Here is a 14915-nt window from a genome sequence, read left to right as displayed (position 1 = left end):
ACCGATGCGTCACCTGGTCATCGCGTCACCCGGCCGCTCAGCCGATCCGGGTCCACGGGTTCGTGCTCCACACGAACCGGTCCCCGGCGTCCATCGGCTCCATCGCCCGCAGGGTCAGCTTGCCGCCGTCGAACGCGTATGTGAAGAGCAGGACGCTGTGTTCAGCCGGCCAGTTGAAGGTGATCCGGTCGGCGGTCGCCCCGTACGTGCCGCCGTAGAGGTCCGAGGAGGTCGTCTGCTCCATCGACCATGTCCCGTTACGTAGCGTCACCGTCATGGTGCTGGGAAAGTCGTGCTCGAGGGCCGTCTGGGTCTGGTCGTTGGGAGTGCCGTGGGCCAGGGCGTCCTCATCGGTCAACGTCCACCGGTAGATCCCTTCCAACTTGCGGGTCGTGGCGTCCGGGCCGGTCGCCCCGGCCGCGGCCGTGGTGGCGACGACCGGCGCCGGGGCCGGGCCGCCGTCCGAACTGTCGCAGGCGGTCGTGCCGAGGACGGCGAGGGTGATGATCACGGCCAGCGGATGGTTCCTTCGATAGGTCGAGTTGGGCACAGCCGCGCTCCGTTCGGTCGGTCAGGCGGGACTCGGCGCGGCCGGTGCCGGGCCGGTGCAGCCCGGGGGGATGACGAGCGGCGGCTCAGCCGTGGTGGTCTGCCGCAGTTGCCGCAGCCGCTCGATCGCCGTCTTCGTCGTCGGGTCCTCGGAAAGTTCGCGGTACAACGGTTCGAAGGCCGATCGCAGCGCCTCGATGTCGGCCGCGGACGCGTCGGTGAAGCGGGCGCCCGAGGCGCAGGCCTCAGCCACGAGCTGGACGTCCCGGTCGGCCAGGGCGGCCGAGCCGGCGGCGGCGTCCAGGGCCGCCCGCTGCAGCCAGCCGCGCTGCCGGTCGGTCAGCCCGGCCAGCCGGTCCGGATTGGCCAGGAGCGCGACCGGCTGCGGCCAGAGGTTCACGTTGGCCGTCACGTACGGCACCCGCGGGGCCATCGCGTTGATCTGCAATGCGAGCAGGCTCTTGTCGAAGCCCTGGATCTCACCGCGCACGATCCCGTCATTGAGCGAGCCGAACGCGTCGCTCGGCACGGCGCCCAGGGCACTGATCGCCCGGGAACGTCCTCGGGAGCGAAAGGTCTGGAAGGTGATGCCCTGCCAGTCCGCGGGCGCCAGCAGCGGCCGCCGCACCGCGATCGGCTTGCGCAGACCGCCGGGCAGGACGGCGACGCCGACCACGCCGAGCCGCCCGAGATCGACGAGCATTTTCCGGGGTACTTCGCTGTCGATCACCACCTGCTCCAGCGCGTAGCTGTCCACCAGCAGCGGCGCCGTCAAGGCCTGGAAGCTGTCCACGCCGAGGGTGTCGAACACGCCGGTGCCGACCCAGCCGAGATCGGCCCGGCCCGACGCCACGTCCCGGGTGATCCGCTGCTCGAAGTCGGGGGCGTACCCGCCCCAGCCGTCGGCCGGACGGACCCGCAGCGCGCCATTGGAGACCTGCTCCACCCGCTCCACGAACCGCGCCACGGAAGGCTCGTACGACAGATTCGAGTAGCCGTTGGCCAGCGACAACACGACCGGCGCGCCCGGTCCGCCGGCCTTGTCCCCGCCCCAGCCGGTGCAGGCCGTCACCGTGCCGGCCACGGCGATCGCCACCAGCCGGCGCAGGCCTCGCCCCGTACGCGATGCCATGCTCGCCACCACCAGTCCTCGATGTGCGCGACCGCTCGTGCCCCGAGCGGGTCCGACGGTACGCAGCGCCGCCGCCGGGGACATCGTGGCCAGCCACGACGCGTCCGGCTAGGAAACGTGCTGGAGCGGAATCCGCGCGACCAGCCGGGTGCCGCGCTCCCGCGGCGACTCGACCGTGAGCCGGCCACCCAGCGCCTCGATCCGATCGACGAGGCCGGCGATACCGCGTCCCCGCGCGACGTCGGCCCCGCCGGCCCCGTCGTCACTGACGACGATCGCCAGGCCTCCGGCCCGCTCGTCGATCTCGATCACGGCCACCGAGGCCGCGGCGTGCTTCTCCACGTTGGCCACCGCCTCCGAGCAGAGGAAGTAGGCCGCCGCTTCGACCTCGGCGGGGAAACGTCCGGCCGGCACCCGCAGCCGCACCGGGACGCCGGACCGGTCGGCGAGCGCACGCAACGCACCGGCCAATCCGTCGTCCAACTCCCGCGGATACAGCCCGCGACCCAGGGCCGTCAACGCCTCCACCGCCTGCTCCAGCTGCCGCTGTGCGCGGTGCAGGGCCGGCGCCTGACCGGTCTGCGGGCCGGGGCCAGCGGTCCGCAGGAGTTCACGGACGCGTGACAGCCGCCACTGCGGCCCCGTGTGGAGGCGCTGTTCGAGCCGCCGCTGCTCCTCGTCGCCGGCCCGCACCAGCCGTCGCCTGGATGCCGCGACCTCGTCGGCCAGGGAGCGCAGCTGTGCGTTCAGCGTCGCGTTGGACGCGCTCAGCTTGATCGCCGCCTCCACCGCCGCCGACAGCGCCGGGTCGTGCAGTGCGGCCGGGTCGTGAATCAGCACCGCGAACGGCTCGGCGTTGCGGGAGATGAACCGTACGGACTGCTCGGCACCGCCGCGCGGCACGGCGATCGGTTCGCCGGCCCAATCCGCATACCGGCCCGGGCTGGGCTGCCAGTAGCCGAACTGCAACGACGGATCCCCGAGGGCCCGCGCCAACGCGTCGCGCAGCGAGCCGGGCCGACCCTCGGTGAGGTCCACGACGAGGTCGGTGACGGCCGGCCCGCCGCGCCACCGGATCCCGGCCGCCAGCCCGGCCGCGAGCACACCCAGCACTGCCTCGTAGGCCAGCAGTACCGGCACGGCGGCACCGCCGGAGGGCACCAGCAGCCGGGCCGCCGCCGCCGCGGCCACCACACCACCGAAGGCGATTCCCGCCCGCTGCGCCACGGCCCGCAGCCGCCTACCGGTGCGGGCCCGCTCCGTGACCATGACCAAGAGGAACAGGCTCGACAGGCCGATCGCGGCGAGGTCGTCGTGCCAGATCGGGCTGAGGGCTAACCCGTAGCCGATCACCACGACGGCCGCGGCGCCGCCGGTGCGCGGTCGCCAGCCGGGGTAGGTGATCAGGAGATGCATGAGGAAGCCGCGATGCCAGTACAGGGCCACCGATTCGACGCTGCCGGCGAACCAGCCGATCCCGGTCAACGCCAGCAGCGCGCCGGTCGCCCGCCGGGCCGGCCAAGCCCACAGCCCAACGCCGATGAGGACCAGACCGGCGATCAGATCCGAAACCCACATGTGGAGACCGTTCGACGTGGTCAGGGGTTGTTGAGGTAGGCGAGCACGGCGAGGACGCGGCGGTTGGTGGTGTCGTCGTCGTTCAGGCCGAGCTTGCCGAAGAGCGATGTCGTGTATTTGCTGATCGCGCTCTCGCTCAGGAACAGCCGCGCCCCGATGGCCTGGTTCGACAGGCCCTCGGCCATCAGCCGCAGCACGTCGAGCTCCCGCGGCGTCAGCCCGTCCAGCAGCCGCTGCGAGGAGCCGCTGCCGAGCAGCCGGGCGATGACCTGCGGGTCCATCGCCGTTCCGCCCGCCGCGACGCGTTCCAGGGCGTCCATGAACTGGTCGGCGTCGAAGACGCTTTCCTTCAGGAAGTATCCGATGCCGCCCACCCCGTCGGCCAGCAGTTCGCGGGCGTAGAGCTGTTCGACGTGCTGCGACAGGATCAGGATCGGCAGGCCGGGAACGGCCCGGCGAGCCGCGAGCGCCGCGCGCAGGCCCTCGTCGGACTGGCCGGGCGGCATCCGGACGTCGACCACGGCGACGTCGGGGCGGTGGGCGAGCAGCGCGGCCAGGGTCTCCTCGCCGTCACTGGCGGTGGCGACGACCGTGTGGCCGAAGGCCTCGATCAGCCGGACCATGCCGTCGCGCAGCAGGTACAGGTCTTCGGCTACGACGATTCGCATGGCACCGTCATTGTCGCACGGGTCGGTCCACCGGGCGGGCTGGCGACCTGGAGGGTCCCGTCGAACGCGGCGAGCCGTCGGCGCAGGCCGGCCAGCCCGCCCTCGGCCGGGATCGTGGCACCGCCGCGGCCGTTGTCGGTGACCTCCACGACGAGGGCCGCGGCGTCGAGGCGAAAGGCGACCGTGGCTGACTTGGCTCGGGCATGTTTGACGGCGTTTGTGAGGAGTTCGGCCAGGCCGAAGTACACCGCGGCCTCGATCGGCGGGTCCAGCCGGACCGATTCGGGGGCGTCGACGGTAGTCTCCAGGGGACAGTCGAGGGCGAAGGCGCGGACCGCGTCGACCAGGCCGCGCTCGTTCAGCACCGGCGGGCTGATCCCGCGGACGAGTTCGCGCAACTCGCTCAGGGACGTGGCGGCGCCGGCGCGGGCGTCGCGCAGTACCGCTGCGGCCTGGTCTGGATCGGTGCGCATGAGGCGCTCCGCGGTGGCCAGGGACAGGCCCAGGGCGACGAGGCGGGCCTGGGCTCCGTCGTGCAGGTCGCGCTCGATGCGGCGGATCTCGGCGGCCTGCGCGACCGTGGTGTCGGCGCGCTGGGCCGTGAGCTGGTCGACCCGTTCCGCGAGGCGCATCGCCGGCGTGGGGCCGAGGAACCGCCGGCCGACCGGCGCGGCGACCCGCCACGCGAAGGGGGCCGTGGCCGCGGCGACCGGCACCAGGAGCAGCCACCAGCCGCCGAGGAACGCCAGGCCCAGCGCGACCGGCGGGACGGCGCACACGACGCCCGCCGTGCAGGGCGCGAGAAGGGCGAAACGCAGGTCCCGTCGTACCGCCGGATCGGTCAACCATCCCCGCAAGCGCTGGTCCTGCTCGGCGCGGCGGCGGCTACGCTCGTAGGAGTGGCCGTTCCACCAGTAGCCGGTGGACAGGCGGGTGATGGGGGCCGGCTCGCGGTACCCCGGCGGGATGCGCGTGCCGGTCCAGCGTCGCACCAGCGTGCGGTACCAATGGCAGACAGGGCGCGACAGCAGGACCGTCCCGGCGACCGCCCACACCGCGGGGGCGAACCACGACCAGGGGCTCTGCCGCCACAGGAAGGCCACGAACACCGCACCGGCCCAGACCGCCGCGACGGGCAGCGTGACGGCGGCGACCAGGCAGGACCGCCAGAAGCCCACGATCACCTTCATGCGCCCTACTGTGCACCCGCCGGCGGCCACCGGACGAGTGGGGCTGGACCCACCACCGCTGCCCCGGGGCGTTTCACCGGCTGGTGCGCAACTCCAGGGTGCGGACCGCGCCCATGACATCGAGCGTGACCGTGCCGCCGTCGACGCGGTACGACCATGGGGGCTCCACGAACGTCGACCACAGCTTGCGGCCGTCGCACGTCCACGCGGCGAGTTCGAGCTCGGCGCTCATGAGCACGGTCTTCCCGTGCCGCCGCCACTGCCAGAAGCCGCCCTCGGCGCGGTCCTCCCACTGCCGCCGCCAGGTCCCGCCTCGTGCCTCATAGGCCAGGAGGCGGGAGCCGGCCCCGATGAACACCTGCCGGCGCTTCGGCACGAGCAGGACCCCGGGCGCGAATCCGCCCCCGGCAGGGGAGTAGCGCTGCGTGACGACGAGCCGCGGCCAGTCCCCCTCGTCGCGGACGGCGACGAGGCTGAAGCCATCGGTCTGGGCACCCGGGAAGTCCTCGACAAGTTCAGCCTGCCGCTTGTACAGGCTGAGGCTCGCCGGCGCCGCCCCTCCCACGACGACGGTGAGGCCGCCGGCTCCTACCTCGACCAGCCCGTCATCGCGCACAGCACCCACCCGTTGATCATGCCCGCCGAGGCCTGGTTTGCCACGTGATCAACGCCTCTTGGTGAGCTATTCGCGGCCGGCGCCGCACCAGTCGACGACGACGAGGTCGAGGGCGCGGGCCAGGCCGGCGACCGGCGGCGTACCGATCAGCCCGAGCACGGTGACCCGCTCGCGCTGGACGATGCCGTAGCAGACCGCGCCGGCCCCGTATCCGAGCGCGAACGACCCGGCGACGCGGTTGGGGGCGTCGCGGAACCGGACCCCGCCGAGCTCCCGCTCGGGCCGCGGGAGGTTCGCCTGGACCTGCGCCCAGGACGGCAGCGGCTCACTGATCGCGGCAATCTCCCGGAGGTGGATCTGGTCGAACCCGGCGCCCCGGCGGTGCTCGGCGAAGATGCGCCGGATCGCCGCGAGCTCGCCGTCGACCGCAGCGGCGTTCGCGCGGGACGCGAGCTCGACCTGCCGCCAGTCGTCCTCGTGCAACACCAGCGCATCGGCCCCGGCGGGTTGATCGGCGAGCGGCGGCAGCTCGGCGCAGAGCGTCGGCAGCGAGTACAGGATGTCCTGCGGCGCCATCATCTCGACCCGGCGCAGCGTGAGCACCATCCGCCCGCGGGCGGTCGCCTCGGCCCGGGTCTCGGGCTCGGCCCGCTCGACAATCCACTGGTCCTCGCCGAGCTGGAGCGTGGTCTGCGCCGCGAAGCTCTCCGGCAGCTGCCCCGCCGGCATCTCGGAGCGCGCGAACGGCTGGCCGCTGGCGGCATCGACGAAGGTTACCCGGACCGTGGCCACGCGCCGACTGTACCGCCGTGCCCGGGGCGGCTTTCCAGCACCGGCTATTCGTCCAGGCCAGTCAGGAGAGCTGACGCCCGCCCGGGCCTGTACTGCTGAGCGGAACCGGCGGGCGCACAAGGAGCGCCGAGGGCCCGCGGACTCGCACGGACGGTGAGACCTTCCGCGGACCACCGCGCGAGGCGTTACAGGTCGAGGTGAAGCCAGGCGGCGAGGGCGGTGAGCTCACGCCGTACCGCTGCGGCCTGGGCTTTGGAAAACGGCGCGTCCTCGTGGACCGCATCGACGCGCAACACCCCGGCGCGGTGGTCGGCGGCCGCGTCCAGCTTTCCGATGAGGCGGTCGCCGTGCAGGATCGGCAGGGCCCAGTAGCCCCAGCGGCGCTTGGCGGCCGGCTTGTACATCTCCAGCTGGTACTCGTACTCGAACAGTTCGGTCATGCGTTTGCGGTCGTAGACGAGGCGGTCCAGCGGGGAAACCAACGCCGTGCGGCCGTGGAAGGCGGTATCCAACAGTTCGGGGATTACCCGCCACTCGCCGCGGACGCCCTCCACCACGGCCGGTTCGCCGGCGGGGCCGCCGCGGGCGATGCCCAGCGCGCGCAGGCGGCGCTCGGCGCGGATCCGCCGGGCCTCGTCCAACGGGACGATCTCATCGGGGTAGATGCGTTCGGCCAGGTCCCAGAGGCGCTCCTGACCCCGCCGGCCGGCCGCCGCCACCTCGCCGCGCTGGACCATGGCGTCGAGCATCCGGCCCACGTTGCGGTTGTTGGACCAGCCCGAGGACCGCCACGGTACGTCGCAGGTGTCCGGCAGGTCGCGCACGGTCAGCGGGCCGTCGGTGCGCAGCCGGGACAGGATGTCGAGACGGCACCCGGTGTTCGCCTCGACCCAGACGCTCAGACCCTCCTGCCAGTCCTGCGTCGGCCACGCCTCCATCTCGGCGCGGTACAACGCCAGGTCGCCCGGCACCATGATCATGCCCTGCAACTCCAGCAGCGCCTGCTCGTCGAGGGCGTCGCGCAGGTCGGAGGGCTCATACGCGGAGCCGAGGCGGGTCCACAGGACGAGGTCGGCGTTGCGAGCCACGTACGCCGTCGGGTCGTTCTGCAATTCCGCCAGGTGATGGATGACCTCGAACATGTCGGTCGGGCGTTGGTTCTCCAGCAGTTGGGCCCGCACGGCCAGGCGGCGGGCGTCGGTGCGGGACAGGGTCAGCATCAGCGGTCCGCCCGGGCGTCGCGCTTGGACTTGATGAGCGAGGCGACCGTGGTCACGGCGAGGGTGCCGATGATGACGCCGAGGGAGAGCGGGATGCCGATGTGCGGCGCCCAGTGCACGGGCTCGCCGCCGTTGACGAACGGCAGCGAGTTGTCGGCCAGAGCCTCCAGGAACAGCTTCACGCCGATGAAGCCCAGCACCACGGCCAGGCCCAGCGACAGGTACACGAGGCGGTCCAGCAGCCCGCCGATGAGGAAGTACAGCTGGCGCAGGCCCATCAGGGCGAACACGTTGGCCGTGAACACCAGGTACGGCTCGGACGTCAGCCCGAACACCGCCGGGATGGAATCCAACGCGAAGATGAGATCCGTCGTGCCGATCGCCACCAGCACCACCACGGTCGGCGACAGCACCCGCCGTGACCAGCGGACGAGCGGGTTCTCCTTGAATCCGTCGCCGTCGGGCTCGCCGTCGGTGACCAGGCGCACCGCGGTGTACACGAGGAACAGGCTGAAGATGTAGAACACCCACGAGAACCGGCTGATGGCGGCCGCCCCGGCGGCGATGAACACCCCGCGCAGGACCAGGGCCAGCAGGATGCCGACCATGAGCACGCGCTGCTGCTGCTCGCGCGGCACCCGGAACCGGGCCATGATGATGACGAATACGATCAGGTTGTCGGCGGACAGGCTGTACTCGGTGAGCCAGCCGCCGTAGAACGCGCCGGCCGGGTCGCGGCCCCACTTGAGCAGCACGAACAGGCCGAAGAGCAGCGCGAGCGTGATGTACACGCTGACCCAGATCGACGACTCCCGGATCGAGGGCTCATGCGGCCGGCGGGCGACGATCGCCAGGTCGACCAGGAGCATCACGCCCACGCCGGCCAGCGTCACGGCCCAGACCCAGGCGGAGACGGTCACGACGCACCACCTTAACAGCGGATACTCCCGTCCTTGGATACCCGAGCAGCGCGCCCACCAGACCTCCTGCGCAGTCCGAGTGTCAGTTCCTAGTTTCCTAGGACACGAGGCGCGGTGTGACCTCCCCGACGTGCGCACCTTTGGAGTGCGCTCACGGCAATGGGATGCAACGACCGTTGCGCTGTCGTGTTACGTTCGTTGCGTGGTGGATGCCGAGCCCTTCCTGCTGATCTCGGTCTCGACCGCCGGCGGCACCTCCGGCCTGCGTGTGACCGTGTGGCGTAACCTGCGCGCGCTCGGCGCCCTGTACCTGCAGCAATCGGTGTGCCTGCTCCCGGCCCGCGAGGAGATCGCCCGCCAGGTGCGCCGCCTCGTGGGGCAGGTGCTGGCCAAGGGCGGCACCGGCCAGGTCCTCACCGTCACGTTCGCCGACCCGCGCGAGCTGGCCAGCGTCGTGGACCAGTTCAACGTGGCCCGCGACGCCGAGTACGGCGAGATCCTGGAACGGACTCCATCGCTGCTGGCCGAGCTGGCCGCCGAGACCGTCCGCGGCCGCGCGACGTACGCGGAGGTCGAGGAGTCCGAGGCCGACCTGGAACGGTTCCGCACCTGGATCGCCAAGATCGCCGCCCGCGACTACTTCGGCGCCACCGGCCGGGCGGAGGCCGAGGCCGCGATCGCCCAATGCGCCGAGGCCCTGGCCGAGTTCGAAGCCGCCGCCGTGGCGGCCGAGACCGGCGACGGCACCCGGCCCTGACCCGCCGGCGAGAGGAGACACCGGCATGGCGTGGTGGTGGCAGGTTCTGATCAGCCTGGGAATCGCGCTGGCGGTCATCTGGCTCGCGCTCATCGCCGCGCTGCTCCTCGCCAGGCCCGGCATGGCCCAGCTCGTCGAGGCGCTCCGGCTGCTGCCCGACCTGTTGCGGCTGTTGCGGCGGCTGGCCGCCGATCGGTCTTTGCCGCGTGGCGTGCGCGTCCGGCTTGGCTTGCTCCTCGTGTACCTCGCGATGCCGATCGACCTGGTGCCCGACTTCATCCCGGTGCTGGGGTACGCCGACGACGCCATCATCGTCGTAGCCGTCCTACGATCGACGGTCCGCCGCGCGGGCCTCGACGCCGTCCGCGCGCATTGGCCGGGCACCGACGATGGATTCGCGGCCGTATGCCGCCTCGCCGGCCTCCGCGAAGTCGGCTGACCGGCACGCGAAGAGCCGACGCAATCAGCTCATCTGTCCAGAGTGGACACGCTGATACGAACCGTCAATGCGACGCCAGGGGCCGGAGGTAGAGGCTGACGCCCACGGTCAGCAGGACCAGGCCAACGGCGATGGCCACGACCATGGCGAAGCGGGATTTCAGCATGCCGACCGATGCGGCCAGCCCGATGAGGATGAAGACGCCGCCGGCGATCATCAGCGTCAAGGACTGGACCGAGGGTTTCATGCGGGGGAGTATGGCACCGCGCGGTGCCGGAACATCAGAGCCAAACGGTGGCGAGCCAGGCCGTGACGGCGGCGGCGAGCAGCAGGCCGATGTTGAGGCCGATGAGCTTGGCCTCGCCGCGGCGCAGGTGGGTGACGATGCCGCCGACCTGGATCAGCACCAGGCCGACGGCCGCCGCGAGGGCCAGGGGCGGGGCGATGCCGGTCAGCGGGGGCAGGATCAGGCCGAGGGCGCCGAGCAGTTCGAGGACGCCGATCGTCCGTACCAGCGGCATCGGCATGGTATCGACCCAGCCCATCATCGGCAGCAGCTGCTCGCGGCGCTGCACGACCTTCTTGCCGCCGGCGTAGACGTAGAAGAGGGCGAGCAGTCCGCCGAGAATCCAGTACGCAAGCTCCATGGGACCGATGATGGGGCACGGAATCGGGGCGTACAAAAGGAACATGTATGTGCCCAACCCCAGCAAGCTGTGCCTGATCCGCGGCGACGGCGGGCGGACGATCCGCCCCATTCTCGACCAGATCTGCAACAAGTGGACGCTGCTCGTGGTCGCCACCCTCGATCAGCGCACGGTGCGCTTCACCGACCTGCAGGCGCAGATTCCCGGCATCTCCCAGCGCATGCTGACGCTCACGCTGCGCAACCTGGAGCGGGACGGGCTCGTCGCGCGGACGGTGCATGCCGAGGTGCCGCCGCGGGTCGAGTACAACCTGACGGACCTCGGCCGCAGCCTGATCGCGCCCGCCCTCGCGCTGGCCGGCTGGGCGAGCGAGCACGGGCCGGACATCGAGAGCAGCCGCGCCGCCTACGCGAGCCGGGCCAGGGCCTGAGCGAGCACCGGCCGCAGCTCGTCGTCGGGCTCGTGGTCGCGGCACCAGGTCAGGAAGTCCGCGGCCGCGGCGGCCGCGTCCGGTCCGAGCGCGCGGGCCTCGTCGACCAGGCCGGCGACGATGCGGGCCGGGTTGAGGGCGCCGGCGCGGACGAGGACGGTGCACGCGAACAGCCGTACCAGCGGGGGCGCCCCGTGGGAGGCCAGTTCGAGGACCTCCCGCGGGGTCCAGTCCAGCTCCGTCGGCAGGTGCTTGACGAGCAGCAGCTCCCGCAGGGCGGCCCGGTGGGCGTCGACCTGCATGCCGTGGTCGCGGCGGGCGAGGTCGTCGAGCATCGCCGGGGTGAGCCGCGGCCGGAGCCAGTCGCGCAGGGCGAGCTCACTCCCAGCACCGTGCGAGGTCACGGCAGGGCGGCGGTCAGGTCGACCTCGATCAGCTGGCCCTCGTAGCCCAGCGCGGCGACGCCGAGCAGGGTGCTGGCCGAGGTGAACGCCGGGCCGAGCGGGGAGTCGTTGAGCCGCCGCCACACCGCCGACAGCACCGCGCTCTCGGCGCTCACGACGTAGATGACGGAGCGGACCACGTCGGCCGGGGTGGCGCTGGCGGCGGCGAGGACGGCCAGGCAGTTGGCGATCACCTGGTCGGTCTGGGCCGCGTGGTCGCCGACGCCGACCACCGCGCCGTCGAGGTCCAGGGGGCACTGGCCGGCGAGATGCGCGAGCCGGCCGGCGGCGGAGACGGTGAGGTGGCTTTGACATCCTCTTCGCCCAAAAGGGCGGAGATTCCCTCGACGCTGTGCGTGGACCGCGCGGCGTCCGGGTGGGTTACCGTTTCGCTGCGCGGTGCCGGGACGAGTCCCGGTCTTACCTGCGCTCCACGGTCGTTTGGGTTGTCCGCCTGTCCGGCGGCCAACACGTTCTTCCCGGCGTTGACGTCCCGGTCGTGGGTGCTGCCGCACGGGCAGCTCCATGCTCGGACGTTCAGGGCCATCGTGCCGGTGATCCGGCCGCAGTCCGAGCACATCTTCGTGCTGGGAAGGAACCGGTTCACCCTGGCGAAGGTGCGCCCGTACCGGCTGGCCTTGTACTCCAGCATGGCTGTGAACGCCGCCCAGCCGGCATCGTGCACGGACTTGGCTAGGCGGGTCCGGCCGAGACCGGCGACGCACAGGTCCTCGACGTACACCGCTTGGTTCTCGCGGATCAACGTCGTGGACAGTTTGTGCTGCCAGTCGCGCCGGGTGTCGGCCACCCGCACGTGCGCGCTGGCGAGCTTGAGGACGGCCTTCTTGCGGTTCTGGCTGCCCCGCTGCTTGCGCGAGACTGCTTGTTGCAGCAGTTTGAGCTTGCGGGCGGCGCGGCGCAGGAACTTCGGCGCGGCGATTTTCGTGCCGTCAGACATGACCGCGAAGTGCGTCAAGCCCAGGTCAATGCCGACCTCGGAGTCGGCCGGTGGCAGCGGCTCCTCATGGGCGGTGTGCACGACGAACGAGGCGAAGTACCGTCCGGCCGCGTCCCGAATGACGGTGACCGAGCTGGCCTCGGACGGCAGGCCGCGCGACCAGCGCACCTCCACGTCCCCGACCTTCGGCAAGCGCAGCCGACCGTTTCCGAGGACCTTGAACTTGCTGTTCCTGGTGAAACGGATGGCCTGCCGGCCGTTCTTCCGAGACCGGAACCGGGGCGGTGCCACCCTGCGGCCCTTACGTTTGCCCGTAACCGAGGCAAAGAAGTTCCGGTACGCGGTGTTGAGGTCGGCGAGGGCCTGCTGGAGCACCACCGACGAGACGTCTCCCAGCCATGCCCGCTCCGTGGTCGCCTTGGCCCGGGTGATGACCTGCTTCGACAGGTCTCCGTCCGAGATGTACGGCAGTCCCTCGGCTCGCGCCTGCTGCCGTGCGTGCAGCCCGTCGTTGAACACCACCCGAGCACACCCGAACGCCCGCGCCAGCGCCTCCTGCTGGGCGGTGTCCGGGTAGAGCCGGTACTTGTAGCGAAGCTGCACCCGCGCACCGTACCAACGGCCGACAGCAGAACGCGAAACGTCCAGACCGACCGACAGATGTGCTGCGCTGCACGCCCAGGTGGACTACGGGACGAAGCTCCCGCACAAGGTGTTCAGCGATCGGCACCCGACCAGGATGGAAAGCGTCATGCGCGACCTGCGCCGTGACTTCGAGGCGGAAGTGGCCGGGTTCAACGGCGAGAACAACCATGCGCACCTCCCTGTCAACCTTCCGCCCAAGGCGGCCGCGACCCGGCCGGTCAACCCGCTCACAGACGACTGAGGCGTGTTTGGTAGGTCGCGTCAGAGCCACTCGTCGATCGCGCAGAGGATGACGGTGGCCTGGTAGCGCACGGCAAGCTTGATGCCCCTATGGATGTCAAGCGGTTGAGGGCTGGGTCCGGGTGATGAGTTGGAAGAGCTCGCGGGCGATGTAGCGCTTGAGGCACCGGATGGCTTCCCGGCGGGTTTTTCCTTCGTTGGTGCGTCGTTCAACGTAGGCGCGGGTGCGTTGGTCCCAGCGGAGTCTGGCGATGGTGATGGTGTAGAGGGCTGAGTTTGCGCGGCGGTCGCCGCCTCGGTTGAGGCGGCGGCGTTGGGTCTTGCCCGAGGAGGCTTCGATGGGGCTGACGCCGCAGAGGGCGGCGAAGGCGGCTTCGCTGGTCATGCGTTCGGGGTTGTCGCCGATGGCGAGCAGGAGCGCGCCGGCGGTATCTGGTCCGACGCCGTACTGCTGCAGCAGAGCCGGCGTGTGGGCGCTGATCGCTTCGCTGATGTGGGCGGTCAGCTCCTCGATCTGCGTGGTGAGTTGGGCCACGCGCGTGGCCAGCAGCTGCAGCGTGTAGGCCGCTGCTGAGGCTGGGTCAGTCGGTGTTCCGGTCGGCAGTTCACCGCATCGGCGGATGAGCTTGGCCAGACTGAGTCCGGAAAACGCGTCGCGCAGGGCTGGGTCGGCGCGGACGAGGACGGCCTTGAGCTGGTTGATCGCCTGGGTGCGGGACTTGGTTGCGGAGTCTTTGGCCAGTCGGAACATGCGCAGCATCTCCACTGGCCCGTCGCTGGACTTGGCCAGGGTGGTGGCTCGGCCGGCCAGCACTGCGCGGGCTGCGGCTTCGGCGTCGATGGCGTCGGTCTTGCCGCGCCGGCGCCGTTCGCCGTGGTCGGGCTGGTTGACCTCGATAACCTCGACGCCGTCCTGGTGAAGGTGCCGGGTCAGCGCAACTCCGTATGAACCGGTGCACTCAACACCAGCGCGTCGCACCGGCCCGAACGTTCGCGCCCAGCGCAGGAGTTGCTGGTAGCCGGACGTGGTCATCGGGAAGGTTCTGGTGCCGGCCAGAGCGCCCATCGTGGTCACCACTGCCGCGACGTGCACATCCTTGTGCGTGTCGACGCCGAGAATAACCTCAGCCGCGTGGGGATCGTGACTGACAGCGGTGCGGTCGGGCATGCTGGACATGGTCAGTCGGCTCCTGAGGGCTCGGGAACGGATGGGCCGTCACCGGGCCGGCAGGGCGGTCAGGACTGTGATGGTGCCTTGTTCGCAGCAAGGCCCCTATTGAGACACGTCGGCCGGTCCGGTGGCAGCGCGTCGCCTCGGAGCCTGGGCCGACAGATCAAACTCAGGGCACGAACGTTCCGGCCGGTCGAAGCGCGGGTCAGGCCAAGGCTCCGAGGCGACCCATCAATATCCTCACAGTCGAAGCGGGTGGCCATGCCACGGTTGCGTTTGAGCTGGTTGATGCCACACTCCACGGCGTGGCGCTGCTTGTAGCGTTCGGGGTCAAAGGGCGTGCGGACGGCCGCCCGACGCCGCAGGCAGCACCACGGCCAAGACCGCCCACTGCGCGTCGGTGAGATCGTGCCGCCTCGTCACCGCTACGCTGGCCACGAGGTTTCCGGTATGAAGGTTTGCTTGGTCGCTAACCCACTTACCGGAGACCTCCCCATCTATCGACCACCGCCACACCGAC

19 protein-coding genes and 1 pseudogene are annotated in these 14915 nt (G+C 71.1%); 4 read left to right on the top strand and 16 right to left on the bottom strand.

Annotated elements, in window-relative coordinates; translation table 11 throughout:
- Positions 1-37: 37 nt before the first annotated feature.
- From ACQP00_RS28445 to ACQP00_RS28405, 9 genes are all read right to left on the bottom strand, one after another.
- Positions 38-550, bottom strand: a complete 513-nt coding sequence (locus ACQP00_RS28445; protein WP_433200262.1) for a hypothetical protein — start codon at positions 548-550, stop codon at positions 38-40.
- A 21-nt stretch (positions 551-571) separates the two neighbouring features.
- A complete protein-coding gene (locus ACQP00_RS28440) occupies positions 572-1681 on the bottom strand; it encodes a TRAP transporter substrate-binding protein (protein ID WP_433200259.1) in 1110 nt (369 codons plus the stop codon).
- Positions 1682-1789: 108 nt separating this feature from the next.
- Positions 1790-3259, bottom strand: coding sequence for a sensor histidine kinase (locus ACQP00_RS28435; protein WP_433200256.1), 1470 nt, complete (start codon positions 3257-3259; stop codon positions 1790-1792).
- Positions 3260-3279: 20 nt separating this feature from the next.
- A complete protein-coding gene (locus ACQP00_RS28430) occupies positions 3280-3927 on the bottom strand; it encodes a LuxR C-terminal-related transcriptional regulator (protein ID WP_433200253.1) in 648 nt (215 codons plus the stop codon).
- Complete coding sequence (locus tag ACQP00_RS28425) at positions 3912-5117, bottom strand: histidine kinase (protein WP_433200250.1); 1206 nt, start codon at positions 5115-5117, stop codon at positions 3912-3914. The genes ACQP00_RS28430 and ACQP00_RS28425 overlap by 16 nt, the downstream gene beginning before the upstream one ends.
- Positions 5118-5190: 73 nt before the next feature.
- Entirely contained in the window at positions 5191-5742 is a 552-nt protein-coding gene (locus ACQP00_RS28420; protein WP_433200247.1) for a hypothetical protein, read from the bottom strand.
- A 57-nt stretch (positions 5743-5799) separates the two neighbouring features.
- Positions 5800-6525, bottom strand: coding sequence for a hypothetical protein (locus tag ACQP00_RS28415; protein ID WP_433200244.1), 726 nt, complete (start codon positions 6523-6525; stop codon positions 5800-5802).
- A 185-nt stretch (positions 6526-6710) separates the two neighbouring features.
- Positions 6711-7745, bottom strand: coding sequence for a DNA glycosylase AlkZ-like family protein (locus tag ACQP00_RS28410; RefSeq protein ID WP_433200241.1), 1035 nt, complete (start codon positions 7743-7745; stop codon positions 6711-6713).
- Positions 7745-8665, bottom strand: a complete 921-nt coding sequence (locus tag ACQP00_RS28405; protein WP_433200238.1) for a TerC family protein — start codon at positions 8663-8665, stop codon at positions 7745-7747. Before ACQP00_RS28405 ends, ACQP00_RS28410 begins: the two co-directional genes overlap by 1 nt.
- Positions 8666-8867: 202 nt before the next feature.
- Here ACQP00_RS28405 and ACQP00_RS28400 point away from each other — a divergent pair, with 202 nt between their 5' ends.
- On the top strand, positions 8868-9422 hold the full coding sequence (locus ACQP00_RS28400) for a Chromate resistance protein ChrB (RefSeq protein ID WP_433200235.1): 555 nt from the start codon (positions 8868-8870) through the stop codon (positions 9420-9422).
- A gap of 25 nt (positions 9423-9447) precedes the next feature.
- Positions 9448-9861: a YkvA family protein gene (locus ACQP00_RS28395; protein ID WP_433200232.1), complete on the top strand. Its 414-nt coding sequence runs from the start codon at positions 9448-9450 to the stop codon at positions 9859-9861.
- 64 nt (positions 9862-9925) lie between these two features.
- On the opposite strand, the gene ACQP00_RS28390 is transcribed toward ACQP00_RS28395, so the two are convergent.
- Together ACQP00_RS28390 and ACQP00_RS28385 are read right to left on the bottom strand one after the other, a co-directional pair.
- Complete coding sequence (locus ACQP00_RS28390; RefSeq protein WP_433200229.1) at positions 9926-10108, bottom strand: hypothetical protein; 183 nt, start codon at positions 10106-10108, stop codon at positions 9926-9928.
- A 34-nt stretch (positions 10109-10142) separates the two neighbouring features.
- Complete coding sequence (locus tag ACQP00_RS28385) at positions 10143-10508, bottom strand: DoxX family protein (RefSeq protein WP_433200226.1); 366 nt, start codon at positions 10506-10508, stop codon at positions 10143-10145.
- A 43-nt stretch (positions 10509-10551) separates the two neighbouring features.
- Between ACQP00_RS28385 and ACQP00_RS28380 the strand changes: the two genes are divergently transcribed.
- Positions 10552-10938: a winged helix-turn-helix transcriptional regulator gene (locus ACQP00_RS28380; RefSeq protein ID WP_433200223.1), complete on the top strand. Its 387-nt coding sequence runs from the start codon at positions 10552-10554 to the stop codon at positions 10936-10938.
- Here ACQP00_RS28380 and ACQP00_RS28375 read toward each other — a convergent pair.
- The 3 genes from ACQP00_RS28375 to ACQP00_RS28365 are packed head-to-tail and all read right to left on the bottom strand — an operon-like array spanning position 10914 to position 12942.
- Positions 10914-11342, bottom strand: coding sequence for a hypothetical protein (locus tag ACQP00_RS28375; protein ID WP_433200220.1), 429 nt, complete (start codon positions 11340-11342; stop codon positions 10914-10916). The genes ACQP00_RS28380 and ACQP00_RS28375 overlap by 25 nt on opposite strands.
- Complete coding sequence (locus tag ACQP00_RS28370; protein WP_433200217.1) at positions 11339-11614, bottom strand: RidA family protein; 276 nt, start codon at positions 11612-11614, stop codon at positions 11339-11341. The genes ACQP00_RS28375 and ACQP00_RS28370 overlap by 4 nt, the downstream gene beginning before the upstream one ends.
- Positions 11572-12942 carry an RNA-guided endonuclease InsQ/TnpB family protein gene (locus ACQP00_RS28365; protein WP_433200214.1) on the bottom strand — a complete coding sequence of 457 codons (1371 nt, stop codon included), beginning with the start codon at positions 12940-12942 and terminating at the stop codon, positions 11572-11574. Before ACQP00_RS28365 ends, ACQP00_RS28370 begins: the two co-directional genes overlap by 43 nt.
- A 148-nt stretch (positions 12943-13090) precedes the next feature.
- On the opposite strand from ACQP00_RS28365, the gene ACQP00_RS28360 reads away from it, so the two are divergent.
- Positions 13091-13225, top strand: a complete 135-nt coding sequence (locus tag ACQP00_RS28360; RefSeq protein ID WP_433200212.1) for a hypothetical protein — start codon at positions 13091-13093, stop codon at positions 13223-13225.
- Positions 13226-13321: 96 nt separating this feature from the next.
- Here ACQP00_RS28360 and ACQP00_RS28355 read toward each other — a convergent pair whose 3' ends face one another.
- Together ACQP00_RS28355 and ACQP00_RS28350 are read right to left on the bottom strand one after the other, a co-directional pair.
- On the bottom strand, positions 13322-14392 hold the full coding sequence (locus ACQP00_RS28355; RefSeq protein ID WP_433200209.1) for an IS110 family transposase: 1071 nt from the start codon (positions 14390-14392) through the stop codon (positions 13322-13324).
- A gap of 345 nt (positions 14393-14737) precedes the next feature.
- Positions 14738-14833 (bottom strand): annotated as a pseudogene (locus tag ACQP00_RS28350) (IS5 family transposase); the annotation flags it as partial.
- Positions 14834-14915 lie beyond the last annotated feature (82 nt).

It is taken from the genome of Dactylosporangium sp. CS-047395 (genome assembly GCF_050942185.1).
GTDB lineage: Bacteria > Actinomycetota > Actinomycetes > Mycobacteriales > Micromonosporaceae > Dactylosporangium.
This window is presented reverse-complemented; position numbering and strand designations above follow the sequence as displayed.